This window comes from Antarcticirhabdus aurantiaca (assembly GCF_009765365.1).
GTDB classification, from domain to species: Bacteria; Pseudomonadota; Alphaproteobacteria; order Rhizobiales; family Rhizobiaceae; genus Antarcticirhabdus; species Antarcticirhabdus aurantiaca.
The window spans coordinates 196,952-223,463 of the sequence record NZ_VTOM01000003.1; the positions used below are offsets into that span (position 1 = coordinate 196,952).

25 protein-coding genes are annotated in these 26,512 nt (G+C 69.5%); 11 read left to right on the forward strand and 14 right to left on the reverse strand.

Annotated elements, in window-relative coordinates; translation table 11 throughout:
• Window positions 1–9: 9 nt before the first annotated feature.
• From FZN60_RS04835 to FZN60_RS04850, 4 genes are all read right to left on the reverse strand, one after another.
• Window positions 10–861 carry an ABC transporter permease gene (locus FZN60_RS04835; protein WP_158871652.1) on the reverse strand — a complete coding sequence of 284 codons (852 nt, stop codon included), beginning with the start codon at window positions 859–861 and terminating at the stop codon, window positions 10–12.
• 19 nt (window positions 862–880) lie between these two features.
• Entirely contained in the window at window positions 881–2,188 is a 1,308-nt protein-coding gene (locus FZN60_RS04840; protein ID WP_158871654.1) for an ABC transporter permease, read from the reverse strand.
• Window positions 2,189–2,261: 73 nt separating this feature from the next.
• On the reverse strand, window positions 2,262–3,362 hold the full coding sequence (locus FZN60_RS04845; RefSeq protein ID WP_158871656.1) for an ABC transporter substrate-binding protein: 1,101 nt from the start codon (window positions 3,360–3,362) through the stop codon (window positions 2,262–2,264).
• A 105-nt stretch (window positions 3,363–3,467) separates the two neighbouring features.
• A complete protein-coding gene (locus FZN60_RS04850) occupies window positions 3,468–4,598 on the reverse strand; it encodes an ABC transporter ATP-binding protein (protein ID WP_158871658.1) in 1,131 nt (376 codons plus the stop codon).
• Window positions 4,599–4,968: 370 nt separating this feature from the next.
• Here FZN60_RS04850 and FZN60_RS04855 point away from each other — a divergent pair, with 370 nt between their 5' ends.
• From FZN60_RS04855 to FZN60_RS04875, 5 genes are all read left to right on the forward strand, one after another.
• On the forward strand, window positions 4,969–5,826 hold the full coding sequence (locus FZN60_RS04855; protein WP_158871660.1) for a D-amino-acid transaminase: 858 nt from the start codon (window positions 4,969–4,971) through the stop codon (window positions 5,824–5,826).
• Window positions 5,827–5,940: 114 nt separating this feature from the next.
• A complete protein-coding gene (locus FZN60_RS04860) occupies window positions 5,941–6,927 on the forward strand; it encodes an ABC transporter substrate-binding protein (protein WP_246726595.1) in 987 nt (328 codons plus the stop codon).
• Window positions 6,917–7,726 (forward strand): ABC transporter permease, encoded by an 810-nt coding sequence (locus FZN60_RS04865; RefSeq protein ID WP_158871662.1) that lies wholly within the window; start codon window positions 6,917–6,919, stop codon window positions 7,724–7,726. Before FZN60_RS04860 ends, FZN60_RS04865 begins: the two co-directional genes overlap by 11 nt.
• Window positions 7,674–8,450, forward strand: coding sequence for an ABC transporter ATP-binding protein (locus FZN60_RS04870; RefSeq protein WP_199266485.1), 777 nt, complete (start codon window positions 7,674–7,676; stop codon window positions 8,448–8,450). Before FZN60_RS04865 ends, FZN60_RS04870 begins: the two co-directional genes overlap by 53 nt.
• Window positions 8,451–8,519: 69 nt before the next feature.
• Complete coding sequence (locus tag FZN60_RS04875) at window positions 8,520–9,128, forward strand: LOG family protein (RefSeq protein ID WP_158871664.1); 609 nt, start codon at window positions 8,520–8,522, stop codon at window positions 9,126–9,128.
• Window positions 9,129–9,138: 10 nt separating this feature from the next.
• On the opposite strand, the gene rarD is transcribed toward FZN60_RS04875, so the two are convergent.
• The 3 genes from rarD to FZN60_RS04890 form a co-directional block, all read right to left on the reverse strand.
• The gene (gene rarD, locus FZN60_RS04880; protein ID WP_158871666.1) at window positions 9,139–10,056 is read right to left on the reverse strand and encodes an EamA family transporter RarD; all 918 of its coding nucleotides are present in this window, start codon (window positions 10,054–10,056) and stop codon (window positions 9,139–9,141) included.
• An 81-nt stretch (window positions 10,057–10,137) separates the two neighbouring features.
• A complete protein-coding gene (locus FZN60_RS04885) occupies window positions 10,138–10,593 on the reverse strand; it encodes a DNA polymerase III subunit chi (RefSeq protein ID WP_158871668.1) in 456 nt (151 codons plus the stop codon).
• A gap of 8 nt (window positions 10,594–10,601) precedes the next feature.
• Window positions 10,602–12,107 (reverse strand): leucyl aminopeptidase, encoded by a 1,506-nt coding sequence (locus FZN60_RS04890; protein ID WP_158871670.1) that lies wholly within the window; start codon window positions 12,105–12,107, stop codon window positions 10,602–10,604.
• A gap of 262 nt (window positions 12,108–12,369) precedes the next feature.
• On the opposite strand from FZN60_RS04890, the gene FZN60_RS04895 reads away from it, so the two are divergent.
• The 6 genes from FZN60_RS04895 to rsmA all read left to right on the forward strand — a co-directional run bounded on the left by FZN60_RS04895 (window position 12,370) and on the right by rsmA (window position 20,083).
• Entirely contained in the window at window positions 12,370–13,563 is a 1,194-nt protein-coding gene (locus FZN60_RS04895; RefSeq protein WP_158871672.1) for an LptF/LptG family permease, read from the forward strand.
• Window positions 13,560–14,648 (forward strand): LPS export ABC transporter permease LptG, encoded by a 1,089-nt coding sequence (lptG, locus tag FZN60_RS04900; RefSeq protein ID WP_246726596.1) that lies wholly within the window; start codon window positions 13,560–13,562, stop codon window positions 14,646–14,648. Before FZN60_RS04895 ends, lptG begins: the two co-directional genes overlap by 4 nt.
• A 3-nt stretch (window positions 14,649–14,651) precedes the next feature.
• Entirely contained in the window at window positions 14,652–17,153 is a 2,502-nt protein-coding gene (locus FZN60_RS04905; protein ID WP_158871674.1) for an LPS-assembly protein LptD, read from the forward strand.
• 133 nt (window positions 17,154–17,286) lie between these two features.
• On the forward strand, window positions 17,287–18,231 hold the full coding sequence (locus FZN60_RS04910) for a SurA N-terminal domain-containing protein (protein ID WP_158871676.1): 945 nt from the start codon (window positions 17,287–17,289) through the stop codon (window positions 18,229–18,231).
• Window positions 18,228–19,256, forward strand: coding sequence for a 4-hydroxythreonine-4-phosphate dehydrogenase PdxA (pdxA, locus tag FZN60_RS04915; RefSeq protein ID WP_158871678.1), 1,029 nt, complete (start codon window positions 18,228–18,230; stop codon window positions 19,254–19,256). Before FZN60_RS04910 ends, pdxA begins: the two co-directional genes overlap by 4 nt.
• On the forward strand, window positions 19,253–20,083 hold the full coding sequence (gene rsmA, locus FZN60_RS04920; RefSeq protein ID WP_158871680.1) for a 16S rRNA (adenine(1518)-N(6)/adenine(1519)-N(6))-dimethyltransferase RsmA: 831 nt from the start codon (window positions 19,253–19,255) through the stop codon (window positions 20,081–20,083). Before pdxA ends, rsmA begins: the two co-directional genes overlap by 4 nt.
• 58 nt (window positions 20,084–20,141) lie before the next feature.
• Here the strand turns inward: rsmA and gmk are convergent, their stop codons facing one another.
• The 7 genes from gmk to fabD all read right to left on the reverse strand — a co-directional run bounded on the left by gmk (window position 20,142) and on the right by fabD (window position 26,380).
• Window positions 20,142–20,804: a guanylate kinase gene (gene gmk, locus FZN60_RS04925; protein ID WP_158871682.1), complete on the reverse strand. Its 663-nt coding sequence runs from the start codon at window positions 20,802–20,804 to the stop codon at window positions 20,142–20,144.
• On the reverse strand, window positions 20,801–21,700 hold the full coding sequence (locus tag FZN60_RS04930; protein WP_158871684.1) for a YicC/YloC family endoribonuclease: 900 nt from the start codon (window positions 21,698–21,700) through the stop codon (window positions 20,801–20,803). Before FZN60_RS04930 ends, gmk begins: the two co-directional genes overlap by 4 nt.
• 40 nt (window positions 21,701–21,740) lie before the next feature.
• Window positions 21,741–22,886, reverse strand: a complete 1,146-nt coding sequence (gene mltG, locus FZN60_RS04935) for an endolytic transglycosylase MltG (protein WP_246726597.1) — start codon at window positions 22,884–22,886, stop codon at window positions 21,741–21,743.
• A 114-nt stretch (window positions 22,887–23,000) separates the two neighbouring features.
• Window positions 23,001–24,266, reverse strand: a complete 1,266-nt coding sequence (fabF, locus tag FZN60_RS04940) for a beta-ketoacyl-ACP synthase II (protein ID WP_158871686.1) — start codon at window positions 24,264–24,266, stop codon at window positions 23,001–23,003.
• 42 nt (window positions 24,267–24,308) lie between these two features.
• Window positions 24,309–24,545 (reverse strand): acyl carrier protein, encoded by a 237-nt coding sequence (locus FZN60_RS04945; protein ID WP_158871688.1) that lies wholly within the window; start codon window positions 24,543–24,545, stop codon window positions 24,309–24,311.
• Window positions 24,546–24,667: 122 nt separating this feature from the next.
• Window positions 24,668–25,408 (reverse strand): 3-oxoacyl-[acyl-carrier-protein] reductase, encoded by a 741-nt coding sequence (gene fabG, locus FZN60_RS04950; RefSeq protein ID WP_158871690.1) that lies wholly within the window; start codon window positions 25,406–25,408, stop codon window positions 24,668–24,670.
• Between the two features lie 27 nt (window positions 25,409–25,435).
• On the reverse strand, window positions 25,436–26,380 hold the full coding sequence (fabD, locus tag FZN60_RS04955) for an ACP S-malonyltransferase (protein WP_158871692.1): 945 nt from the start codon (window positions 26,378–26,380) through the stop codon (window positions 25,436–25,438).
• Between the last annotated feature and the right edge of the window lie 132 nt (window positions 26,381–26,512).

Here is a 26,512-nt window from a genome sequence, read left to right on the forward strand (position 1 = left end):
GGGCCGGGTTCAGCCGGGGGACATGCCCCGCATCTTCTCGCCGCGGCGGCGGATGAGCTCCATCACCGTCAGGAGCAGGATCGACAGCGCGACGAGGATCGTGGCGAGCGCCAGGATGGTCGGGCTGATCTCCTCGCGAAGGCCGGAGAACATGCGCACCGTCATCGGCGTCTGCGCCGGGCCCGACAGGAAGGACACGACCACCACCTCGTCCAGTGAGGTGATGAAGGCGAAGAGCCCGCCCGCGATGATGCCGGGCAGGAGCAGCGGCACGATCACCTTGCGAAAGGTCGTGACGCCGTCGGCGCCGAGGCTCTGCGAGGCGCGGATCAGGCTCTGGTCGAAGTTCGACAGCGCCGCGGTCACCGTGATCACCACGAAGGGCGCGCCGAGAACGACGTGCGACATGATGATGGCGAAGAACGAGTTGCCGAGCTGGAAGCGCGCGTAGAACGCGAACAGCGCCGCCGCGGTGATGATCAGCGGCACGATCATCGGCGAGATCAGGATCGCGGTGATGAGCCCGCGCGCCGGCATCTGCGGACGCGACAGGCCGAGCGCCGCGAGCGTTCCCAGAAAGGTCGCGATGATCGAGGAGGAGGTCGCGATGAACAGCGAGTTGCGGATGGAGGACATCCAGGGCTCGCTGCCGAGCAGCGCGTTGTACCAGCGCAGCGAGTAGCCGGCCGGATCCAGCGAGAGCATCGCCTCGGTGAAGGTGAAGTAGGGCAGCGCGTTGAACGACAGCGGCACGATCACCACGATCGGAAAGATCAGGAACAGGAAGATCAGCGCGCAGATGAAGCGGAAGCCGTAGTACCAGGCGCGTTCGCCGGGGCCGGCATAGGCGGGCAGCGACATGGATCTCGTCTCCCTCGGCTCAGCCGAACTTCAGCCGGTCGACGCCGACGATCTTGTTGAACAGCCAGTAGAAGAGGAGCACCCCGACGAGCAGCAGCGTCGACAGGGCCGCCGCCAGGCGCACCTGCGCACCGGTGCCGCGCATGTTCTCGGCGATCAGGTTGGAGATGAAGATGCCGCTGTCGCCGCCGACCAGCGCGGGCGTGATGTAGTAGCCGACCGCCAGGATGAAGACGAGAAGCGTGCCGGCCGCGATGCCGGGGATCGTCATCGGCAGGTAGACCGTCACGAAGGCCCGGAAGTTGCTCGCCCCGAGCGAGCGAGCGGCCCGCATGTAGGACGGCGAGATCGTCTTCATCACGGAGTAGAGCGGCAGGATCATGAAGGGCAGGAGGACGTGCGTCATCGCCACGATCGTGCCGGTCTGATTGTAGATCATCCTCAGGCGCGAGCCGTCGCCGAGGAGCCCGGAGAAGACGAGAAGGTCGTTGATCACGCCCTGCTGCTGGAGGAGCACGATCCAGGCCGACGTTCGCACCAGGAGCGAGGTCCAGAAGGGCAGCAGCACCAGGATCATCAGGAGGTTGGACGTGCGCAGCGGCAGGCTCGCCAGGAGATAGGCGACGGGATAGCCGAGAAGGATGGTGAGGCCGGTGATGACGAGGCTCATCCAGGCCGTGCGCAGGAACAGCGGCTGATAGACCTGGTAGTTCGCCGGCCGCTTCACGATCGCGCCGTTGGAGTCGTACTCGTAGTCGAGCGCGAGAAGGTAGTAGGCCGGCGTGATCGAGCGGGTCTCGCGCTTGAGGAGGCGCCAGTAGCGCTCGTTGCCCCAGCCCTTGTTGGCCGCCAGCATCGCTTCCTTGTAGGGCGGCTGCAGCGTCGCCGCCTCGCGCGCCGTGCCCAGCATGAAGCCGCGCGCGCCCGGAATCTCGCGGTTGATGCGGGCGGTGACGCGCCCGACTGTGTTGTTCTCCTGCCCCGTCGCGAGGTCGCGCGCCATGGCCGCGAAAACCTCCTCGCCCGGCAGGCCCTCGCCGTCCCAGTCGTCGATCACGGCCGCCGTCTCGGGCGGGAACTCGGACACTTCCGGGTTCTGCACGGAGCGCGACATCATCATGGCGATGGGGATCGCGAAGGTGACGAAGATGAAGAGAAGCAGCGGCAGGACGAGAAGCACCGCCTGGAGGCGCAGCCGTCGCTGAGACCGCCGCAGGGCCGCCTTGAGCGGCAGGCCGTCGGCCGTGGTCAGCGGCGCGGCGCTCGGATCCCGGACGCGGCCGGCGTCGGCGAAGGAAGCGGGGCCGCTCATGGCCGTATCGGTCATCAGCCGATCCTCAAGTCGTCACGGACGAAGACGAACCGGGGCGGCGAGCCGCCCCGGTCTGGTCGGTTGAAGGTCAGGAGTTGACCCAGGCGTTCCAGCGCTCCTCCAGGGCGTCGCCGTAGGTCGCCCAGAAGTCGGTGTCGAAGCGCACCGCCGTCTTGAAGTTGTCCTCCTGCGTCGGCATGTGCGGCAGCATCTCCTCGCCGGTCGCCTCGTGCTTGCCCACGAGCGGGATCGAGGATTTGCGGGCCGGCGCGTAGGCGATGTACTTCGACTGGTCGGCGAGGCGCTGCGTATCGGTGGCGAAGAAGATGTAGTCCTTCACGCCCGCCTCGTTCTTGACGCCGGCCGGGATCGTCCAGCCGTCGACCTCGAACATCTGGCGATCCCACATGATCTTGAAGGGCTGCTTCTCGTCGACCTGGGCCGAGAAGATGCGGCCGTTATAGGCGGTGGCGATCGCCGCCTCGCCGTCGGCGAGGAGCTGCGGCGGCTGCGCGCCCTGCGTCCACCAGATGATGTTGGGCTTCAGCTCGTCGAGCTTCTTGAAGGCGCGGTCCTGGCCCTCTTCGGTGGCGAGCACCGTGTAGACCTCCTCGGCCGGCACGCCGTCGGCGATCAGTGCCCATTCGAGGTTCTTCTGCGGGATGTTCTCGAGGGCGCGCGTGCCGGGGAACTTCTGGACGTCCCAGATGTCCGCGATCGTCTGCGGGCCGCCGTTCGGGAAGTCGCGCGTGTCGTAGGCGAAGAGCGTGGCGTAGAGGATCTGCGGGATGAAGCACTCGCCGAGCGTGCCCTCGATGAAGTCCTGGCTGGCGGGGGTCCCGTCCGGCGCGGGGGCGAGCCACTCGTCCGGATTGATCTTCTGGAGGAGGCCCTCCTCGCAGGCGCGCTGAGCGTCCGACTGCAGCATGTCGACGATGTCCCAGGTCACCTGGCCCGCCTCGACCTGCGAGCGCACGCCGGCCAGTGCCTCGTTCGACTTGTCCTCGTTGAGGATCTTGATGCCGGTCTTGGCCGTGTAGGGCTCGCTGTAGGCCTTCTGCTGCGACATGGAATAGGCGCCGCCCCAGGACACGATGGTCAGGGGCTGCTTGTCCTGCGCGATCGCCGCGCCCGCGATGGCGACAACCGACGCGGCCGAGGCCAGAGCCAGACTTTTCAACAGTCTCATTTCGATGCGCTCCTTGGTCAAACCCGATGTTCGTTGATCAGGAGGCCCCCTCGGCCCCTTGTCTCGCCCGCTCGGCCCGGCCTCGCGCCGCGCCGAGCGGGGATCTCAGCCCACGGGGTCGAGGGCGCGGCAGTCGCGCGTGCGCCAGCCGAGCCGGACGCGCGCGCCCCGCTCGAGCGGCCGCATCTCGGCCCCGTTGGGAATCTTCACGATGAACTCGTCGTTACCGGCGACGTCCATCCGCACCCGGATGTGGTCGCCGAGATAGATCAGCTCGAGGATCACGCCGTCGAGGCCGTTGGGAACGTCGGGTCCCGGGTCCAGCACGACGCGCTCGGGCCGGATCGACAGGCTGGTGCGCGAGCCGATGCCCTGCACCGCGATCGGCACCGCGCCGACCGTTCCGCCGCCGTCGAGATCGACCCGGCAGGTGTCGCCCTCGATCGAGGCGATGCGGCCGGACAGGACGTTGTTCTCGCCGATGAACTTGGCGACGAAGGAGCTCGTCGGCGCCTCGTAGAGGTCCTTCGGGCTCGACAGCTGCTGGATTCGCCCGTCGTTGAACACGGCGACCCGGTCCGACATGGTCAGCGCCTCGGTCTGGTCGTGCGTGACGTAGACCACGGTGACGCCGAGCCGCTCCTGGATGTGCTTGACCTCGTACTGCATCTGCTCGCGCAGCTGCTTGTCGAGCGCGCCGAGCGGCTCGTCCATCAGAACGAGGTCGGGCTCGAACACGACGGCGCGGGCGACCGCCACGCGCTGCTGCTGGCCGCCCGAGAGTTGGGCCGGGCGCCGCCCCGCCATGCGCGGCAGCTCCACCATGTCGAGCGCGCGCTTCACCCGCGTCTCGATCTCGACTTTGCTCATGCCCCGCACCTTCAGCGGATAGGCGAGGTTCTCGGCTACCGTCATGTGCGGGAACAGGGCGTAGTTCTGGAACACCATGCCGATGCCGCGCTTGTGCGGCGGCAGGTTGTTGATCGGATGGCCGTTCAGGAAGATCTCGCCGTGCGTCGCCGGCTCGAACCCGGCCAGCATCATCAGGCAGGTCGTCTTGCCCGAGCCGGAGGGGCCGAGCATCGTCAGGAACTCGCCGCGCGGGATGTCGAGGTTGAGGTCCTTCACCACGAGGCTCTCGCCGTCGTAGCTTTTCTGGACGTTCTCGAAGCGCACATAGGATGCATCGCCGGCCCCGACGTTGCCATTCTGGTGGCCGTTCGGCGATGCAATCATGCGTGCTTCCCCTTATTCGCCATTCCGATCCGCGACTTAGCCGAGACTGCCGCTTTTCGTGGCCGTTTCAATGAAGCTCAGGGTATCGTCGAGGTCAACGCCGACACCGTTCCGATCACGACTTTTTTGCGCATGATCGCGTCACCGTCCCGCACTGCACAACGATCGGGCATCCTTGTGCCTGACGTTCAGTCAGCCGGCGCATTGACGCCGCTTCTCGATCCTTCGCCAAGCCCCCTCTTTGGTCGCAGCTAACTTCCAGGATCCCTTGGCGAATCATCCTCTTGCCGGCGCAGGGGGGCCGCCCGGCGCTTTGCAGCGCGCGCGCTTCGTCCTATGGATCATCGCCAACCGCCAGGGAGCAGCGTCCATGTCGCGAACCGTCTATGTCAACGGCGCCTTCGTCCCCGAAGAGGCCGCGACGATCTCCGTCTTCGACCGCGGCTTCCTGTTCGCCGACGGCGTCTACGAGGTGACCACGGTTCTCGGCGGGCGGCTGATCGATTTCGCCGGTCACATGGCCCGGCTGCGCCGCTCGCTCGCCGAACTCGCCATGGACGCGCCGGCCGACGAGGCCGAGATCCTCTCGATCCACCGCGAGCTCGTCGCCCGCAACGGGATCGAGGAGGGCATGGTCTACCTCCAGGTGACGCGCGGCGCCGCCGACCGCGACTTCGCCTTCCCGCCCGCCGGCACGAAGCCCTCGCTCGTCCTGTTCACGCAGGAAAAGGCCGTGTCGGACAATCCCGCCGCGGAAAAGGGCCTGACCGTCGTGTCCGTGCCCGACCAGCGCTGGGCGCGCCGCGACATCAAGACCGTGCAGCTGCTCTACCCCTCCCTTGCCAAGATGGAGGCGAAGGCGCGCGACGCGGACGATGCCTGGATGGTCGAGAACGGCCTCGTCACCGAGGGCACGTCCAACAATGCCTGGATCATCCTCGCCGACGGCACGATCGTCACCCGCCCGCGCTCGGAAGCCATCCTCCACGGCATCACCCGCTCGGCCGTGCTGCGCCTCGCCGAGGAGGCCGGCCACCGCTTCGTCGAGCGCCCCTTCAGCATCGAGGAAGCGAAGGGTGCGGCCGAAGCCTTCATCACCTCGGCCTCCGCCTTCGTGATGCCCGTGGTGCGCATCGACGGCGCGCCCGTCGGCGCCGGCGTTCCCGGCCCCCTCTCCCGGCGCCTGCGGCAGATCTACATCGAGGAAGCGCGGCGCACCGCGATCTGAGCCCTCTCGCGATCACGCGATCGCGTCGCCCCTCGACATGCGGCGGGGTGACGGCGCTCTTGCGACGTCCTATCCTCGATTCGGGCACCTCGGGACGATTTTGGGAGGATCGTTTTGAAGAGTTGGGTCCTTGCGGCCGTCGGCGCCGCAGCTCTGGCGCTCGGCCTCGCATCCGCGGCGCGCGCGCAGGAGCCGATCCGCGTCGGCGTCCTGCAATACGGCACCGTCAACTGGGAGCTCGACGCCATGGTGCGCAACGGGCTCGACGCGGCCAACGGGGTCGACGTCGAGATCGTGCCCTTCGCCGGCGAAGACGCGTCCAACATCGCCTTCCAGTCCGGCGACGTCGACATGATCGTGTCGGACTGGCTCTGGGTCTCGCGCGAGCGCCAGGCCGGCAGCGACTTCACCTTCGCGCCCTATTCCACCTCGGTCGGCTCCGTGATGGTGCCGCAGAGCAGCCCGATCAAAAGCCTCGCCGACCTGAAGAACAAGACGCTCGGCGTCGTCGGCGGACCGCTCGACAAGAACTGGCTCCTGATCCAGGCGCTGGCCAAGCGCGACCACGGGCTCGATCTCGCCGCCGAGGCGACGATCGTCTACGGCGCGCCGCCGCTCCTGACGGAAAAGGCGCGCTCCGGCGAGCTCGACGCCGTCCTCAACTACTGGCATTTCGCCGCGCGCCTGGAGGCCGCGGGCTTCCGGCCGCTGATCACCGGCGTCGAGGCGGAAATCGCGATGGGCACGACGGGCGCGGTCGCGGCGCTCGGCTGGGTCTTTCGCGATTCCTGGGCGACGGAGCACCCGGCCGCGATCGAGGGCTTCCTCAAGGCCGACGCCGCCGCCAAGGCGCTCCTGCGCGATTCGGACGAGGAATGGACGCGGCTCGAGCCGCTGGTGAAGCCGGGCGACGAGGCGACGCTGCACGCCCTTCGCGACCGCTATCGCGACGGCATCCCCTCCCGCGCGCCCGCCGAGGACCGGGCCGACGCCGCAAAGCTCTACGGCATCCTCGCCGAGATCGGCGGCGAGAAGCTGGTCGGGCCGGGCAAGGCCATGGCCGAGGGCACCTACTGGTCCGGCCTCGAGAATGGCACTTGAGGCGGCGGGCCTGAGCGAGGCGTCCTCGGCCCGGCCGGCGCGCCGGCCGGCCGGCACGGCGCTCCTGACGGTCCTGTCGCTCGCGGGTCTCGTCGCGCTCTGGGCGGTCGCGGCGAGCCTTGCCGACAGCCGCGTCCTTGCCTCGCCCGCGGCCGTGCTCGCCGCGGGCTGGGCGGATACGGTGACCGGCGAGCTGCCCTTCAACCTCGCCATGACGCTCGGGCGCGTCGCCGGCGCCTTCGTGATCGCCATGGTCGCCGGCACGGCCATCGGCCTCGCGATGGGCCTGCGCCCCCGCCTCAACCGCTTCTTCGATCCCTGGCTGATCCTGATCCTCAACGTGCCGGCGCTCGTCGTGATCGTGCTCGCCTATATCTGGTTCGGCCTGAACGAGGCGGCGGCGATCGGCGCGATCGCCGTCAACAAGATCCCCAACGTCGTCGTCACCATGCGCGAGGGCGCCCGCGCGCTCGACCCTCAGCTCGCCGAGATGGCGCGCGTCTACCGCTTCTCGGCGCTCGATCGCCTGCGCCATCTCATCCTGCCGCAGCTGCAGCCCTATCTCGCGGCGGCCGCGCGCTCCGGTCTCTCGCTCATCTGGAAGATCGCCCTCGTGGTCGAGCTCCTCGGCCGCTCCAACGGCGTCGGCTTCCAGATCCACCTCTACTTCCAGCTCTTCGACGTGGCGGCGATCCTCGCCTACACCCTCGCTTTCGTCGCCGTCATGCTCCTGATCGAGTTCCTGCTTGTCCAACCCCTCGAAGCCCGCGCCACCCGCTGGCGCCGGCGCCCCGCCTGAGCCCTCCGGCGCCCTGTCCGTCCGCATCGACGAGAAGCTCTTCCGCGCCGCCGACGGCGGGCTCGTGCGCGCCATCGAGAACCTCGCCTTCGAGGCGCCGAAGCACGGCTTCACCGTGCTCATCGGCCCCTCCGGCTGCGGCAAGACGACGACGCTGCGCATCATCCTCGGCCTCGATGCCGATTATCGCGGCGAGGTCCGCCTGCCCGAACGCGAAGGGCGCGTCGCCGTGGTGTTCCAGGAGCCGCGCCTCCTGCCCTGGCGCGACGTCGAGGCCAATGTCCGCCTCGCCCTCCCGCACGAGCTCAGATCGGCCGATCTCGACGCACTCTTCGCCACCCTCGGCCTCGAAACGATGCGCTCGCGCTTTCCCGGCGAGCTGTCCCTCGGCCTCGCCCGACGGGCGGCGCTCGCCCGCGCCTTCGCCACCGAGCCCTCGCTCCTCCTCCTCGACGAGCCCTTCGTTTCGCTCGACGAGATGACCGCGAGCCGCCTGCGCGCCCTTCTCGTATCCGTCTGGTCGGCCCGCCCGACTACCGCGCTGATGGTCACCCACAACCTGCGCGAGGCCGTGGAGCTCGCCGACCGCATCGTCTTCCTCACGGCCCGGCCGGGGCGCCTGCGCGGCGTCGTTGATCTCGACCGGCCCCGCGCGGCGCGCGATGCCGTCTGGCGCGAGGCGACGCTTCGCGCCATCGACGAGGCCTATCCCGGCATCCTTTGAGGCGGGCGCGGCGTCTTTCGCGCTGCACAACGCTTGACCCGGCCGCCGGCTCGGCCGAGTTTCAGCCTCATGCGAACGATTCAATCCATCTGCGTTTATTGCGGCTCGTCCCCGGGCAGCGACCCGATCTACCTCGACAGCGCCAAGGTGCTCGGCCGGGCCATCGCCCAGGCCGGCATCCGCCTCGTCTATGGCGGGGGCACGCGCGGCATCATGGGCGCGGTCTCCGACGCCGTGATCGAGGCCGGCGGCTCCGTCACCGGCATCATCCCGCGCTTCCTGATCGACATGGAGGCGACGGAAAGCGAGCTGACGCGGCTGGACGAGCTCGTCGTCACGAACGACATGCACGAGCGCAAGCACGCCATGTTCGAGCGCTCCGACGCCTTCGTGGCGCTGCCCGGCGGCATCGGCACGCTGGAGGAGCTGATCGAGATCATGACCTGGAGCCAGCTCGGCCGGCACAGGAAGCCGATCGCCATCGCCAACGTCAACGGCTTCTGGGACCCGCTCTCCGCGCTCCTCGACCACATGCGCGGCGAAGGCTTCATCCACACCGCGCACCAGGTCCGCCCGCTCGTCGTCGACGCGGTCGCCGACCTCGTCCCCGCCATCCTCGCCGCCGCCCCTCCTCCCGAGCGCGCCGAGGGCGAGGAAGCGGTGATCGAGCGGCTCTGAGATTATTGTCTCAGCCCGTCCCGCCCGCGGCCTGCACGGCCGCGGTGCGGCGGCGGCGTGCGGCGATGAGGGTCGTCGTGTAGAGGGCGAGCGCCGCCCAGATGAAGGCGAACGACACGAGCTGCGCGCCCGTGAACGGCTCGCCGAAGATGAAAACCGCGGTCAGGAACAGGAGCGTCGGAACCGCGTACTGCATGAGCCCGATCGTCGAGAAGTGCAGGAGCCGCGCTCCGGCCGCGAACAGGATCAGCGGGATCGCGGTCAACGGTCCGGCCCCCACCAGAAGCGCCGTTTCCAGCGCGTTGCGCCCGAAATGCGGCTGGGTCACGAAGACGGCCAGCACGATCAGGGCCGGCACCGCCAGGATCGCCACTTCCAGGAAGAAGCCCTCGCTCGCACCCGCCGGCACCACCTTGCGGATCAGGCCGTAGGTGCCGAAGGTCAGCGCCAGGACGAGCGAGATCCAGGGCAGCGTCCCCACGGACAGGGTGAGGATCACGACGCCGGTCGTCGCCAGCGCGATCGCGCCGAGCTGGACGCGGGTCGGCCGCTCGCCGAGAAAGATCGCCGCGAGCGCCACGTTCACCAGCGGGTTGATGTAGTAGCCGAGCGCCGCCTCCACCGCGCGGTGCTCGGCGATGGCGTAGACGTAGGTGCTCCAGTTCACCGAGATCAGCGTCGCCGTGATCGCCGCGAGCCCGAGCGTGCGCGGATCGGCGAGGAGCCCCACGGCCCGGCGCAGCAGGCCCTGGTGCCAGAGCAGCGCCACGGCGAAGGGGATCGACCAGAGGATCCGGTGCGCCACCACCTCCAGCGGCGACACGTGCCCGAGCATCTTCAGATACATCGGCAGAACCAGCCCCCACAGGAGGTAGGCCCCGCCGGCATAGAGAAAGCCGAGGCGAGGCTCCGGATCGCTGGACTGCATGGCATGGACCTTCGGGCGACGATTGCCAGCGCGGCTTAATGCATCGCGCGCGCCGCGCCCACCTGTTTCATGGTGGATGCCTCAGCCTTTGCGCACCCAGCGCCGGTCCTCGCTCTGCTGCCAATAGGCGAGGTCGTGCCCGGCCGCCTTGTCGATCGTCCAGCGCCGCCGCGCGCCGGCCAGCCGTTCCGGATCGTGCCCGTCGAACATGTAGATCGCCCGGACGTATCGCGAGAGATCCCCCGCCGGCTCCGCCCCGTCGACCAGGAAGCGCACCTGCGGGTCGTTGGCGTCCTGCGCGCCCTCGGCCGTCAGGAGGATCGGCTGCAGCGCGCCGGAGGAGTCGGCGTCCGTGCCGTGCGGCAGGAAGCTGTCGTCGCGATAGGTCCACAGATGGTGGTCCAGCGCGTCGCGCCGTTCCGGGTCGCTGGTCTGAACCACCACCCGCCAGCCGCGCGCCAGGCACTTCTCGAGGAGGTCGGGCAGCGCCTCCTCGAGCCGGCTTTCGGTCAGGTGGTAGAACAGGACCTCGGCCACGCGGCGCCTCAGCGGGTTTCGTAGCTTTCGGCGACGAAGCGGTCGAGGAGCCGCACTCCGTAGCCCGAGCCCCAGGACTGGTTGTACTCGCTCGCCGGCGAGCCCATCGCGGTTCCCGCCACGTCGAGATGCGCCCAGGGCACGTCGTTGACGAAGCGCTGCAGGAACTGCGCGCCGACGATCGAGCCGGCCGCCCGGCCGCCGCCGATGTTCTTGATGTCGGCGAACTTGCCCTCGATCATCTTGTCGTATTCCGGCCCGATCGGCAGGCGCCAGAGCTTCTCGCCGGTGGCGAGGCCCGCCGCCAGAAGCCGCTCGGCCAGCTCGTCATTGTTGGAGAAGAGGCCGGCATGGTGGTTGCCGAGCGCGACGATGATCGCGCCGGTGAGCGTCGCGAGGTTCACCATCAGCCGCGGCTTGAAGCGGTCCTGCGTGTACCAGAGCGCGTCGGCGAGAACGAGCCGCCCTTCCGCGTCGGTGTTCAGGACCTCGATCGTCGTGCCGGACATCGCCTTGACGATGTCGCCCGGCCGCTGCGCGTTGCCGTCGACGGCGTTCTCCACGAGACCGATGACGCCGATGGCGTCGACCTTGGCCTTGCGGCCCGCCAGCGCGCGCATGAGGCCGACCACGGCCGCGGCGCCGCCCATGTCGCCCTTCATCTCGTCCATGCCGGCCGCCGGCTTGATCGACACGCCGCCGGTGTCGAACACGACGCCCTTGCCGACGAAGGCGAGCGGGGCCGCGTCCCCGTCGGCGCCCGACCAGCGCATCACGACGAGCCGCGGCGGCCGGGGAGAGCCCTGCGCGACGCCGAGCAGCGCGTGCATTCCGAGCTCGCGCATCTTCGCCTCGTCCAGCACCTCGACGTCGACGCCGACCGCGGAGAGCGCCTGCGCGGCCTCGGCGAACTCGACGGGGCCGAGGACGTTGGCCGGCTCGTTGACGAGGTCGCGGGCGAGGCACGTGCCGTCCGCGATGGCGCGGGCCGCCTCGATCAGCGTCGCGGCCTGGGGCCCGTCGGTCAGGATGCGGAGGGCGGCGGGCTTGTCGGCCTCGTCCTCCTCCTCGCCGTTCCGCTTGCCACCTTTGGTTTTGTAGCGGTCAAATTCATAGCCGCGCAGCATCGCGCCGAGCGCGATCTCGGCGATCTGGGCGGCCTCGAACGGGGTGCCGTCCGGCATCACGCTCCAGAAGGCCGCCTTCTCGGCGCCCTTGGTCTTGGCCGCGATCGTGCCCCCGAGCTTCAGGAGCGAGTCGGGCGGCGTCGTCTTGCCGGGCACCGTGCCGACCAGAACGATCCGGTCGAGGTCGAGACCGGCCGGCGCGACGATGTCGAGCGTGGCGAAGGCCTTGCCCTTGAACTTGGCGATTCCCGCCGCCTTGCGGGCGAGCGTCGCCACCGCTTCCGGCAGCGTGTCCGCGACCTTGCCGTTCTCGCCGGTCGGAACGACCAGCACGCCCGATTCGGGCAGCGCGAGCGGCGAGACGTCGATGGTCGGTAGCGATGACATGGGAACTCCCGTCTGTCGCCGGCCCGCTTCGGGCCGGGTGCGTCCTCGGCCGTCCGGCCCGGTTGAGACCGGCGGCGGCGCGTTCGCGCTATGATGCCGCCCCGTGGCCATCTGGCAAGGGGCGCGCTCATCCACCGCGGCGATGCGCCGGCCGCCGCTTTTGCCCTTCTTTAGACACGTTCGTACGAAGTTTGACGACAGCACGCGGCGCCCTTACACGGCGGCTCGGGAGCGACAGAGGGGCTGCCTGGTTGAAGGACTCATGACGCTTCTCGAACGCTACATCTTCCGGCGCGCGCTGCTCTACACCTTCGGCTCCCTGCTCTCGCTCGTGACGATCGTCTGGATCGTCCAGGCCCTGTCGCGCATCGACATCGTCAAGACCAGCGTCTCGACCGTCGGCAACATCTTCTGGATCGCCTTCATGCTCCTGCCGGACCTCGCGTCCGGCGTCGTGCCCTTCGCCGTCGTGATCGGCTGCGTCCAGGCGCTCAACGCGCTGAACGCGGGCTCCGAGCGCGCGGTCATCGCCGCCTCCGGCGCCAAGCGCACGGTGATCGTCAAGCCGATCCTCATTCTCGGCCTTCTCGCCGCCGCCCTCGTCTTTCTCGTCAGCCACGTGATCGGGCCGGCCTCCTCGCGCGAGTTCCAGAACGGCATGCGCACGATCAACGCCGACGCGCTGACGCTCTTCCTCCAGCCCGGCCGCTTCGAGGAGGTCCAGGACGGCCTCGTGGTCTCGATCGCCGACGCGCGCGGCACGGAGATCACCGGCCTCTTCATCGCCGACACCCGCGACGAGGCGACGGAGCTCACCTATTTCGCCAGCCGCGGCAACGTCGTGGAGGAAGGCGCGCGCTCCTACCTCCTCCTGTCGAACGGCCAGCTCCACCGCCGCGACGCGGCGAACGGCGCCGTCTCCGTGATCCAGTTCGGCACCTACGCCTTCGACCTCGCCGATCTCCGGCCGAGCAACAACAACGACTGGACGCGCACCTCCGAGCGCTCCACCGCCAATCTCTGGGACCCGCATCCCAACGACAAGAAGGCGCAGGACGAGCCCGAGGAGCTGACGGAGGAGCTGGTGCAGCGCTTCAGCGACTTCCTCTACCCGATCGCCTTCGCTCTCTGGGCGCTCGTCGTCGCGGCCCGTCCTAGGACGAATCGTTCGGGGCCGGGCCCTGCCATGGCCTTCGGCCTCGGCGGCGCGCTGGTGCTCAAGGCGCTCGGCTTCGTCTCCCTCTCGCTGGTCGACCGCGACCAGAGCTTCGCCGTCCTGCCGATCCTGCTTCCGGTGTCGGCCATCGTCCTCAACGCCTGGATGGTCCGGCGCGACGTCGACCTCATGGAAAGCGGACCCGTGCGCGCCCTCGTCGACGCCTTCAGCAGTCTCGGCGAGCGCATCGCCGCCCTCATGCCCACGGGCTCGGCCTATTCGGGAGGGCGCGGCGCATGATGATGATGCGGCGCCCCACCCTCGACCGCTACTTCTTCCGCCTCTTCGTCGGCAGCTTCCTGTCGACGCTGGTGGCGATCTTTGCGCTCGTCTACCTCATCGACATGATCGAGATCAGCCGGCGCGGGCAGTTCGACGATTTCGGCTTCGGCACGATCGCCCTGGTATCCGCCCTGCGGGTACCGAGCTTCATCGAGCAGGCCTTTCCCTTCATCATCCTGTTCTCGTCGATCTTCACCCTCCTCACCCTCAACCGGCGGCTGGAGCTCGTGGTCGCCCGCGCCGCGGGCGTATCGGGCTGGCAGATCCTGACGCCCTTTCTCGTCGCCTCGCTCTTCCTGGGGCTCCTCGCGACCTTCGCCTACAATCCGATCTCGGCGCACGCCAAGGAGATGGCGACGCGCATGACCGGCGACCTGCGCGGCCTCGACGCCGCCGGGCAGTCCGACCGCGTCCCCTGGATCCGGCAGAGCGGCGACGGCGTCGAATCGATCATCGGCGCCAAGAGCATCGCCGAGGGCGGCCAGGCGCTTACGGGCGTCACCGCCTACATCATGCGCGGCGGCGTGCCCGCCGAGCGGATCGACGCGCCGTCCGCGCGGCTGGAAGAGAATGCCTGGGTCATCCGCGAGCCGACCGTGACGCGCGTCGGCTCTGCGCCCGAGCGGCTCGCCGAGTTCCGCGTTCCCACCTCGTTGCGCCCCGAATTCATCGAGCAACGGCTCGCCGATCCGGAAGCGATTCCGATCTGGAGCCTCGGCTCCAAGATCGGGATAGCGAGGACATTGGGTTACAATGCCGATGCTTTTTCCATGCAGTACCACACTTTGTTAGCAAAGCCGGCGCTGTTCATGGCTATGACTCTCGTTGCCGCGACCGTCGCGATGCGTTTCCAGAGGACGGGCTCGTCCGGCCGAAGCGTGTTCGGTGGTGTGGCGGCCGGTTTCGTGCTCTATGTCATTGCCTTCCTTGCAAAGGCTTTGGGGAGCAACGCGATCGTGCCGCCCATCGTGGCCGCGTGGTTTCCAGTTCTGGCGGCGGGGTCGTTCGGCGTGACGATCCTTCTGCATCAGGAGGATGGGTAGTCGATGGATTTCGAGGGGGTCGGGCGCTCGCGGAAGGGGACTCCGCAGCGCTCCTTACTGGCCGCACTGGCAGCGGGCACGGCGACGTGCGCGCTCGCCCTGGCCCTGACGACGGCGCCCGCGGCGGCGCAGGACGCCCTTGCCGAGCGGCTCGGCGGCATTGGTGCCGGCGTGCCCGACGACGCGCAGCTCTTCCTTGAGGCCGACACCGTCGTCTACGACAGCGATTCGCAGGTCGTGACGGCCAATGGCGGCGTGCGGATCGACTACGGCGGCAGCCGGCTCGTGGCCCGCCAGGTCGTCTACAACCAGGCGACCCGGCGCCTCGTCGCCAACGGCAGCGTCGAGCTCGTCCAGCCCGACGGCAACCGCATCTTCGCCGACACGGTCGACATCACCGACGACTTCCGCGAAGGCTTCGTGCGCGCCCTGCGCATCGAGACGCCCGAGAACACCCGCTTCGCCGCGGCCGACGCCGTGCGCGAGAACGGCAGCGTCACGACCTTCGAGCGCGGCGTCTACACCGCCTGCGAGGCCTGCCGCGAGAACCCGGAGCGCCCGCCGCTCTGGCAGGTGAAGGCGCGCCGCATCATCTGGGACCAGCAGGAACAGGTCGTGCGCTACTACGGCGCGCAGTTCGAGATGTTCGGCCTGCCGCTCGCCTACCTGCCCTACTTCCAATCGCCGGACCCGACGGTGAAGCGCAAGAGCGGCTTCCTCGCGCCCGACTTCCGCTCGGGCAGCGACACCGGCTTCGGCGTGCGCGTGCCCTACTTCTTCGCCATCGCCGACGACAAGGACCTCACCGTCGCCGGCACCTATTATTCCAAACAGGGCTTCCTCGCCGACGCCGAGTACCGCCAAGCCTTCGAGAACGGCGGCTTCTCCGTCACCGTCGCCGGCATCTCGCAACGCGACCCCGACGCCTTCGCCGAGAACGGCCCCTTCGACATCTTCGGCAACAGCACGAACCCGGGCGACACCGAGAATCGCGGCATGATCGGCTCGACGGGCCGCTTCGCGCTCAGCGACCAGTGGACCTTCGGCTGGGACGTCCTCGCCCAGTCCGACCAGAACTTCGCCGCCACCTACGACATCGAGAGCTACGACCAGGCGCAGCGCGTCTCGGAAGTCTACCTGTCGGGCCTCGGCGAGCGCTCCTTCTTCGACCTGCGGGCCCAGGCCTACCAGCTCCAGACCGAGAACGACTACGACCAGGACATCCAGCCGGAGATCCTGCCGCTCCTCGACTACCAGCGCATCGAGGACGTGGCCGGCGGCGAGTTGGAGGCCAACCTCAACCTGACGAACCTGCGCCGCGACCGCGCGCAGGACAACCGCCTCTGCGTCGAGAGCGTCTTCCTGTCCGACAAGGACAATGCGTGCGACGCGCCGGCGGGCTACACCGGCCTCCTGTACCGCGACGACGCCTTCCGCAATCTCGGCCTGAAGGGCGACTACACCCGCCTGTCGGGCGACGTCGAATACCGTCGCACCTACGAGACGGATTTCGGCCTTCTCCTGACGCCCTCGGGCGGCCTGCGCGGCGACGTCTACCGCGCCGACATGACCGGCGGCGGCTTCGACAATTACGGCTATGTCGGCGGCGTCCTCCAGCAGGTGATCCCGGGCTCGGAGTTCGACGTCAACGAGTCGGGCACGCGCGGCATGGCGACGGCGGCGCTCGAGGCGCGCTATCCCTGGCTGATCCAGACGGCCACGACGTCCCACGTCATCGAGCCGATCGCCCAGCTCCTGGTGCGCCCGGACGAGATGAAGGCCGGCGACCTGCCGAACGAGGACGCGCAGTCGCTCGTCTTCTCGACGGCGAACCTCTTCTCGAAGGACAAGTTCTCCGGCTACGACCGGATCGAGGGCGGCACGCGCGCCAATCTCGGCGTCGCCTATGTCGGCACCTTCGGCACCGGCTACCAGGTCGACGCGATGTTCGGCCAGTCCTACCAGCTGGCCGGCGAGAACCCCTTCGCCCAGCGCGACCTCGCCCTCACCGGCTATGATTCGGGCCTGGAAACGGACCGCTCGGACTACGTCGCCTCGCTCGCCTTCACGCTGCCGGTCGGCCTCACCCTCGGCACCGGTGCGCGCTTCGACGAGAAGACCTTCGAGGTCCGCCGCACCGACACCACCGCCGCCTTCGCCTACGAGCGGCTGGCGGTCTCGGCGACGCATTCGATCATCGACGCCCAGCCGGACCTCGGCTCCTATCGCGACCGCCAGCAGGTGCAGACCGACCTGTCGTTCCGCGTCACCGACAACTGGACGGCCTTTGGCGGCGTGTCCTACGACATCGAGAACGACGCCCTGTTCCAGAAGCGGGCGGGCATCGGCTACGCCGACGAGTGCTTCAGCCTGATCGTCCAGTACGAGGAAACGCTGGATCGCTACCAGCTCGAGCCGACCGAAACGACCTTGTCGTTCAAGATCGGTCTGCGCACGCTGGTCGACAACGCCGGCTTCGACTACGATCTCGACGACGACGGCTGAGCCGGAACGCGCCATCGACCATCCTTTCGCCAAGGATGGCTGCAAGAGCAGACGCCCGCGCCCGCCCGGACGCGGGCGCGTGTGCGTCCGGATCGCTCGGACGGCTTGCGGGACCTGGGAGCTAGATTACGACATGACGACCGCCAAACGGCTTCTCACCGGCGCGGCCTGCTTCATCGCCTTGGCCGCCGCTTTTCCCGGTCCGTCGATCATCGGCGCGACTCCGGCCCTGGCCGCCTCCGAGGTGCGCGTCGTCGTGAATCGCGAGGCGATCACGAGCTACCAGATCAACCAGCGCGCCGCCTTCCTGCGCCTGCGCCGCGAGAGCGGCAACCTGCAGCAGAAGGCGACCGACGAGCTGGTCGAGGAAGCGATCAAGAATCAGGAAGTCCGCCGCCGGGGCATCAAGATCCCCGACGAGGCGGTGGACGCGGCGTTCAACAACTTCGCCACCCAGAACAAGCTCACCGTCCAGCAGCTCGGCCAGGTCCTCGCCCAGGCCGGCTTCTCCTCCGACGCCTTCAAGGACTACATCCGCGCCCAGATGGGCTGGGGCCAGGCCGTCCAGGCCCGCCTGCGCTCCAAGCAGCGCATGAGCGAGCAGGACGTCGTGCAGCGCATGCTGGCCGAGGGCGGCAACAAGCCGACCACCACGGAATACGTCCTCCAGCAGGTGATCCTCGTGGTGCCGAAGGGCGAGCGCGGCTCGATCGCGCGGCGCGTGACCGAGGCCAACAACCTGCGCTCGCGCTTCCAGACCTGCCAGGGCACGTTCCAGCTCGCCAGCGCCCTGCGCGACGTCACCGTGCGCGATCTCGGACGCATCGCGGCGCCCGAGCTGCCGATGCTCTGGAAGGCGGACATCCAGCGCCTCCAGCCCGGCCGCACGACGCCCGCCAAGGAGACCGAGCGCGGCGTCGAGTTCATCGCCGTCTGCGACGCGCGCACCGTGTCCGACGACGTCGCCGCCGGCATGGTCTTCCAGGAACAGGACATGGCCAAACTCGGCAAGCAGGCCGAGCCGGACGCGGACTTCCTCGCCGAGCTGAAGGCGAAGGCGCAGATCAGCCGGCGATGAGGACCGGGACGGGGCCTGCGCCCCTCGCGGTCTCCGTCGGCGAGCCCTCCGGCATCGGCCCGGACGTCATCCTCATGGCGGCCGCGCGCCGCCAGGAGCCGTCCGCCCTGCCGGACTTCTTCGTCCTCGCCGACCCCGCCATGCTCGCCGCCCGTGCCCGGCGCCTGTCGCTGCCCGTGCCGCTCGCCGTGATCGACGCGGCCCGCGAGGCTCCCGAGGCGTGCCGGACCGGCGCCCTGCCCGTTCTTCCGCTCGTCAACCACCACGACGAGGCGCCAGCCAGGCTCGATCCCGTCAACGCACTCGCCACCGTCGAGGCGATCGACCGCGGAACCCGGCTCTGCCTCGAGGGCGAAGCCGCGGCGCTCGTCACCGCGCCGATCCACAAGAAGGCGCTCTACGACGCCGGCTTCCGCCATCCCGGCCACACGGAATATCTCGCCGACCTTTGCGCCGGCATCACCGGCGGCAGCTACCGCCCCGTGATGCTGCTGACGGGGCCGGACCTGTCCTGCATTCCCGTCACCATCCACGTGCCCTTCGCGCAGGTCCTCGACGACCTGACGACCGACCTCATCGTCGAGACCTGCCGCATCGCCGCGCGCGACATGCAGAAGCGCCTCGGCATCGAATCGCCCCGCCTCGCCCTGGCCGGGCTCAACCCGCATGCGGGCGAAGGGGGAGCGATCGGGCGCGAGGACATCGAGATCATCGCGCCCGCCGTCGAGATCCTGCGAAACGAGGGCATCGACGCCATCGGCCCGCTGCCGGCCGACACCATGTTCCACGCCGAGGCCCGCAGGCGCTACGACGTCGCCGTCTGCATGTACCACGATCAGGCGCTCATCCCGGCCAAGACCCTCGCCTTCGACGAGACCGTCAACGTCACGCTGGGCCTGCCGATCGTGCGGACCTCGCCGGATCACGGCACCGCCGCCGACCTCGCCGGAACGGGCCGCGCCCGGCCCGACAGCTTCGTCGCCGCCCTGCGGCTTGCCGCGCGCATGGGCGCCGCCGCCTCGTGAGCCTCGCCTTCGACGGGTTGCCCCCCTTGCGCGAGGTGCTGGCCGAGCATGGGCTCGACCCCAAGCGCAGCCTCGGCCAGAACTTCCTCCTCGACCTCAACCTCACGGGCAAGATCGCCCGCCAGGCGCTGCCGCTCGCCGGTCACGCGGTGATCGAGGTCGGCCCCGGCCCCGGCGGCCTCACGCGCGCGCTCCTCGCCGAGGGCGCCGACGACCTCACGGTGATCGAGAAGGACGAGCGCACGCTTCCCGCCCTGGAGGCCATCGCCGCCCGCTATCCCGGCCGCCTGCGCGTCCTCCACGCCGACGCTCTCACGGTCGATCCCGCCGAGCTCGCCCGCGGCAAGCCGGTGAAGATCGTCGCCAACCTCCCCTACAATGTCGGCACCCAGCTCCTGACCAACTGGGTGGCCTCGCCCTCCTGGCCGCCGCCCTGGGTCCAGGCCGTCCTGATGTTCCAGCGCGAGGTCGCCGAGCGGATCGTGGCCCGGCCCGGAACGGACCATTACGGTCGCCTCGGGGTTTTGTGCGGCTGGCGCACCCGCGCCCGCATTCTCTTCGACGTGCCGCCGCAGGCCTTCACCCCGCCGCCGAAGGTGACCTCGTCGATCGTCGACCTGCGCCCGATCGAGGCGCCGCTTTCCGCCGATCTCGCGACCCTCGAACGGGTCACCCAGGCCGCCTTCGGCCAGCGCCGCAAGATGCTGCGCCAGAGCCTGAAGGCGCTCGGCGGCGAAGCCCTCCTCGAGCGCGTCGGCATCGATCCGCAGCGGCGCGCGGAAACCCTGGACGTGTCGGAATTCGTGGCGCTGGCGAACGCGCTCTGAGCGCGCCGCCGCATGCGCGGCGGCGAGGCGGTTCGAACGGCCGCGGTCGGGTGCGGTTCTAGAACTCTTCCGCCAGAAGGCCGGCCGTGAAGTCGAACAGCCCCGGCCGGCGGTCCCGCCGCAGCCGCTCGGCCGCGATGATCGCGCGCACCGACGAGAAGGCCTGATCCAGGTCCTCGTTCACAACGACGTAGTCGTAGTCGCGCCAGCGCTGGATCTCGACCCGCGCGTTCTGCAGCCGCACGGCGATGGTGGCGGGCGAATCCTCCGCCCGGCGGAGCAGGCGCGTGCGCAACTCCTTCATCGAGGGCGGCAGGATGAAGATCGAGACGATGTCCGAGCGCGCCTGCTCCTGGAGCTGCCGGGCACCCTGCCAGTCGATGTCGAAGAGCATGTCCTGCCCGGAGCGCATCGCCTTCTCGGCCGCCGCCCGAGGCGTGCCGTAGAAGTTGCCGTGGACCTCCGCCCATTCGAGCAGCGCCCCGGCCTCGCGCAGGCGGTGGAACTCGTCCACGTCGATGAAGTGGTAATGGACGCCGTCGATCTCGCTCGGCCGGCGCTTGCGCGTCGTCACGCTCACCGACAGCGCGAAGCGCTTGTCGGTCTCGAGCAGCGTGCGGGCGATCGTGGACTTGCCGGCGCCGGAGGGCGAGGACAGGACCAGCATCAGGCCGCGGCGGGCGATGGGCTGTGACAGCTCTGCGTCGTGGATTGCGGTCATTCGACGTTCTGAACCTGCTCGCGGAACTGATCGATAACGGTTTTCAGGTCGAGCCCGATCTCGGTCAACGCCGCCGCGTTGGATTTGGAGCAGATCGTATTCGCCTCCCGGTTAAATTCCTGCGCCAGGAAGTCGAGCCGCCGACCGACCGGGCCGCCCTTGTCGAGAAGCGCGCGCGCCGCCGCCACGTGGGCGCGCAGCCGGTCGATCTCCTCGCGGATGTCGGCGCGGGTCGCGAGCAGCGCGGCCTCCGCGTGGAGCCGCGCCGGATCGAGCCCCGCTTCCGCGCCGAGAAGCTCGGCGACCTGAATTGCCAGCCGCTGGCGGATCGCCTCCGGGCGCCGCGACGGCTCGGCTTCGGCTCGGGCGACGAGCGTCTCGATCTCGTCCAGCCGCGCGGCGAAATGCGGGGCGAGCGCCGCTCCTTCCGCCGTGCGTCCGGCGACGAGCCCCTCCAGCGCCTCTTCGAACCCGGCGAACACCGCACTCCGCAGCTCCGGCTCCTCGGCGCCGCGCACTGAACCCGCGCCGTTCGCCGCGTCGGCCGGCTCGATCACGCCGCGCAGCGCCAGCAGCCCGTCGGCGCGGGGGGCCGTCGCCTCGTTCGCCGCCACCAGCCGCTGCGCCGCCTCCGCCACGAGCCGCAGCATCGCCTCGTTGACAACGTAGCCGCCCGCCGAAGCGCCGCCGGCCAGTTGGAGCGCCGCCTGGACGTTGCCGCGGGCGAGCCGCGCGCCGGCCGCGCGCCTCAGCTCCGGCTCCAGCGTTTCGAAGCCGGGCGGCAGGCGGAAGCGCAGGTCCAGACCCTTGCCGTTGACCGAGCGGATCTCCCAGGCGAAGCCTGCAGGCGCCGCCGCCTCGCTCCGGGCGAAGCCGGTCATGCTCTGGACGGGCATGGCCCGGCTCTCCTTGTTCTGCGCGCGATGCGGCGCCCGGCTACTCGACCACCGCCTCGGCCGCGCCCGTGCCGCCCGCCGGCTCGGTCGCCTGCGCCGCCTGGCTGCGTTCCCACTCGCGGTAGCGCCGGACGTTGCGGTTGTGCTCCTCCAGCGAAGACGCGAAGGCGTGGCCGCCCGTTCCGTCGGCGACGAAGTACCGGTCGTCGGTATCCAGCGGATTGGCCGTCGCTTCCAGCGCCGCGCGGCCCGGATTGGCGATCGGCCCAGGCGGCAGGCCGCGGACGCGATAGGTGTTGTAGGGCGTGTCGCTCTCGATGTCGGACTGGGTGATCGGCTTGTCGCTCGGCTTTCCCCGCCCGCCGTAGATCCCGTAAAGGAAGGTCGGATCGGACTGGAGACGCATGCCCTCGCGCAGCCGGTTCACGAACACCGAGGCGACGTGCGGCCGCTCCGAATCGACGCCCGTTTCGCGCTCCACGATCGAGGCCAGCGTCAGGAACTGGCCGATGTCGTCCACCGGCAGGTCGGGCGAGCGCTTCGCCCAGACTTCCTGGACGAGCTTGTTCTGCGCCTCTTCCATCTGCTCGATGAGCTCGGCGCGGGTCGTGCCGCGCTGGACGCGGTAGGTGTCCGGCCGCAGCGTGCCCTCGGGCTTCAGCGCCGGCAGGTCGCCGGTCAGCACCTCGTTCGCCGCCAGCCGGTCGTAGATCTGCTGGACCGTCCAGCCTTCCGGCACCGAGACCGAGTACATGATGGACTTGCCCGAGGCGAGCGTGTCCATCACCTCGCGCATCGAGACGCCCGGCGCGAAACCGTACTCGCCCGGCTTCAGCGCCGTGCTCTTGCCGGCGAGCCGCACGCCGTATTCGAAGACCTCGGCGCTGGAGATGATGCCGTGGCTTTCGAGCCCCGCCGCGGCGCTCGACCAGCCGGAGTTGCGCGGAACGACGTAGGTCGCCTCCTCGCGCAGCGGTCCCTGCCCCTCGAACTGCGACTTGCCCCAGTAGAGCACCGCGCCGACCGTCAGAAGGCCTAGAACCGCGCCCGACAGGAGCAGGTTGAAGAAGATGACGACCTGGCTGCGTGCGAGGCGGGATCGGCGACGCGGCTTGTCGCGCCGCCCGCTCCCGCCCGCGTCGCCGCTGCCGAGTGCGGTCTGGGGGCCGATCTGGCTGTCAGTCACGTCCGTTTCCCCGATTGGCTGCCTGCGGCGGTGCGCCCGCCCTCCGAACCATCATCGGAATATGGCGAAAGCCGGTTCGCCGGAGCGTCGGCGGCCTACAGGCCGCCGAGCGCCTCAGTCCTCAACGCGGCGCAGGACCAGCGAAGCGTTGGTGCCGCCGAAGCCGAAGGAGTTCGACAGGGCGACGTCGATGCGCTTCTCGCGCTTCTCGTGCGGCACGAGATCGATCTTCGTCTCGACGGAGGGGTTGTCGAGGTTCAGCGTCGGCGGGGCGACGTTGTCGCGAATCGCCAGCGCCGAGAAGATCGCCTCCACGGCACCGGCGGCGCCGAGAAGATGGCCGATGGCCGACTTGGTGGAGGACATGGTGAGCCCCGACGCCGCGTCGCCGACCAGCCGCTCGATGGCGCGCAGCTCGATCTCGTCGCCGAGCGGCGTCGAGGTGCCGTGGGCGTTGACGTAGTCGAGGTCGGACGGCTGGACGCCCGCCCGCTTCAGCGCGGCGGTCATGCAGCGGAAGGCGCCGTCGCCGTCCTCGGACGGAGCGGTGATGTGGTAGGCGTCGCCCGACAGGCCGTAGCCGATGACCTCGGCGTAGATCTTGGCGCCGCGCGCCCTGGCGTGCTCGTATTCCTCGAGCACGACGACGCCGGCACCCTCGCCCATGACGAAGCCGTCGCGGTCGCGGTCGTAGGGACGCGAGCCGCGGGTCGGCTCGTCGTTGAAGCTGGTGGACAGCGCGCGGCAGGCGGCGAAGCCGGCGAGCGCGATGCGGCAGACCGGTGATTCCGCGCCGCCGGCCACCATCACGTCGGCATCGCCGAGCGCGATCAGCCGCGACGCGTCGCCGATGGCGTGGGCGCCGGTGGAGCAGGCCGTGACGACCGAATGGTTCGGGCCCTTCAGGCCGTGACGGATCGAGACCTGCCCGCTGGCGAGATTGATCAGGCTGCCCGGGATGAAGAAGGGAGACACGCGGCGCGGCCCCTTCTCGGCGAGGATCAGCGAGGTCTTCTCGATGGTCTGGAGCCCGCCGATGCCCGAGCCGATCAGAACGCCCGAGGCGATCTGGTCCTCGTAGGTGGTGGGATGCCAGTCGGCGTCGTTCAGCGCCTCTGTGGCCGCGGCCATGGCGTAGACGATGAAGTCGTCGACCTTGCGCTGCTCCTTCGGCTCCATCCAATCGTCGGGATTGAAGGTGCCGTCGCTTCCGTCCCCGCGCGGGATCTGGAAGGCGATCTTGCAGGGAAGATCGTCCACTTCGAACGACGTGACCCGCCCGGCGCCGCTGGCGCCGGACAGGAGACGATTCCAGGTGACGTCGGCGCCGGCGCCCAAGGGGCTGACCATGCCGATGCCGGTGATGACCACGCGCCTCATGCGACGGACGGACTCAAAGGCTGGCGGAGAAATCGCCGAGCCTCAGGCCTGGTTCTTTTCGATGAAGCGGACGGCGTCGCCGACCGTGAGGATCGTCTCGGCCGCGTCGTCGGGAATCTCGACGCCGAACTCTTCCTCGAACGCCATCACGAGCTCGACCGTGTCGAGGCTGTCCGCGCCGAGATCGTCGATGAAGGAGGCGTTCTCCGTCACCTTCTCCTTCTCCACGCCCAGGTGCTCGACGACGATCTTCTTCACCCGTTCAGCGGTATCGCTCATTGCCGTTCCTTGTGTTGGCTGCGAAGGCTTTTCGCTCTCGTTAGACGGCGGCAGGCCCTGAATCAAGCCGGGGCCGGCCAAACATCGGTGGCCACCGCCGCTGCGGCGGCCGGGCCGGGGCCTCAGATCATCGCCATTCCGCCGTTGACGTGAAGGGTCTGGCCGGTGACGTAGCCCGCTTCGTTCGAGGCGAGAAACAGGACCGCGGCGGCGATTTCCGCCCCCTCGCCCATGCGCTTCATGGGAATCGCGCCCATGATGGCGTCGCGCTGCTTCTCGTTCAGCTTGTCGGTCATGGCGCTCTTGATGAAGCCGGGCGCGACGCAGTTCACGGTGACGCCGCGCGAGGCGATCTCCTGGGCGAGGCTCTTGGAGAAGCCGACCATGCCCGCCTTGGCGGCGCAGTAGTTCGCCTGCCCCGGATTGCCGGTGGTCCCGACGATCGAGGTGATGTTGACGATGCGCCCGAAGCGCTTCCTCATCATCGCGTGCGTCACCGCCCGCGTCAGCCGGAAGGCGGCCGTCAGGTTCACCTCGATGACGCGGTCCCAATCCTCGTCGGACATGCGCACGAAGAGCCCGTCCTTGGTGATTCCCGCATTGTTGACGAGGATGTCGATGCCGCCGAGCGCGGCCTCCGCGGCCTCGGCCAGCGCCTTCTGGTCGTCGCGGCTTCCAAGGTCCGCCGGCAGGACGTGGACGCGCTCGCCGCCGAGGCTCGTCGCCAGCTCCTCCAGCTTCTCGCGCCGCGTGCCGTGAAGGCCGACGGTCGCGCCCGCCTCGTGCAGCGTCCTCGCGATCGCCTCGCCGATGCCGCCCGAAGCGCCGGTGACGAGGGCCTTGCGGCCGGAAAGGTCGAACATCTCGTTGATCTCCTGAAACTTGGCGACTCAGCCGCGCACGGCTGCCAGTGCGGCTGCGATGTCGTCGGGACTCCCGACGGAAACGGTCTTCAGCGACTTGTCGATGCGCTTGGCCAATCCCGCCAGCACCTTGCCGTTCCCGACCTCGATCAGCGTGTCGACGCCGTTGGCGGCGAGGGACTCGACGCATTCGCGCCAGCGCACCTGCGCCGTCACCTGCTCGACGAGCCGGCGGCGGATCTCGCCGGGATCGGAGATGGCGGAGGCGAGGACGTTCGCCACCACCGGGCTCGACGGCTGCCGGATCGCCGCGTCCGCCAGCGCCGCGGCCATGCGATCGGCGGCCGGCTGCATCAGCGAGCAATGGAAGGGTGCCGACACCGAGAGCGGGATCGCGCGCTTGGCGCCCTTCTCCGGTGCCAGCGCCACCGCCCGCGCCACGGCCGCGGCGCTGCCCGACACGACGATCTGCCCCCCGCCATTGTCGTTGGCCGGCTCGCAGACGCCGCCTTCCGCCGCCGCCTCGCGGCAGAGCGCGGCGACCGCGTCCGAGTCGAGCCCGAGGATCGCGGCCATCGCGCCCTCGCCCGCTGGCACCGCCGCCTGCATCGCGTCGCCGCGAATCCGCAGGAGCCGCGCCGCGTCGGAGATGTCGAGCGCGCCGGCCGCGCAGAGCGCCGAATATTCGCCGAGCGAATGCCCCGCCACGAAGGCCGCCTCGCTTGTCGGAAAGCCCTCGGCCTCCAGCGCCTTCATCGCCGCCATCGAGACCGCCATCAGCGCCGGCTGCGTGTTCGCCGTCAGCGTCAGATCGGCCTCGGGACCGTCGAAGATCGTCCGGCTGAGCGCCTGCCCCAGCGCGGCGTCCACCGCCTCGAAGACCGCCCGGCTCGCGGGATAGGCGTCCGCCAGGGCCCGCCCCATGCCCACGCTCTGGCTGCCCTGCCCCGGAAACACCAACGCGAACGCCATGGCCACGCCTCCCGCTTTCTTGGTCTGTCGCGCCACGCCTACGCGTCGCGGCCCGAGCTGTCGTTGGCGCGGGTTGAAGGCGCATGCGAGGCGACGTGTCAAGGCGCAAGGCACCCAGCGGTGGTAGCGGGG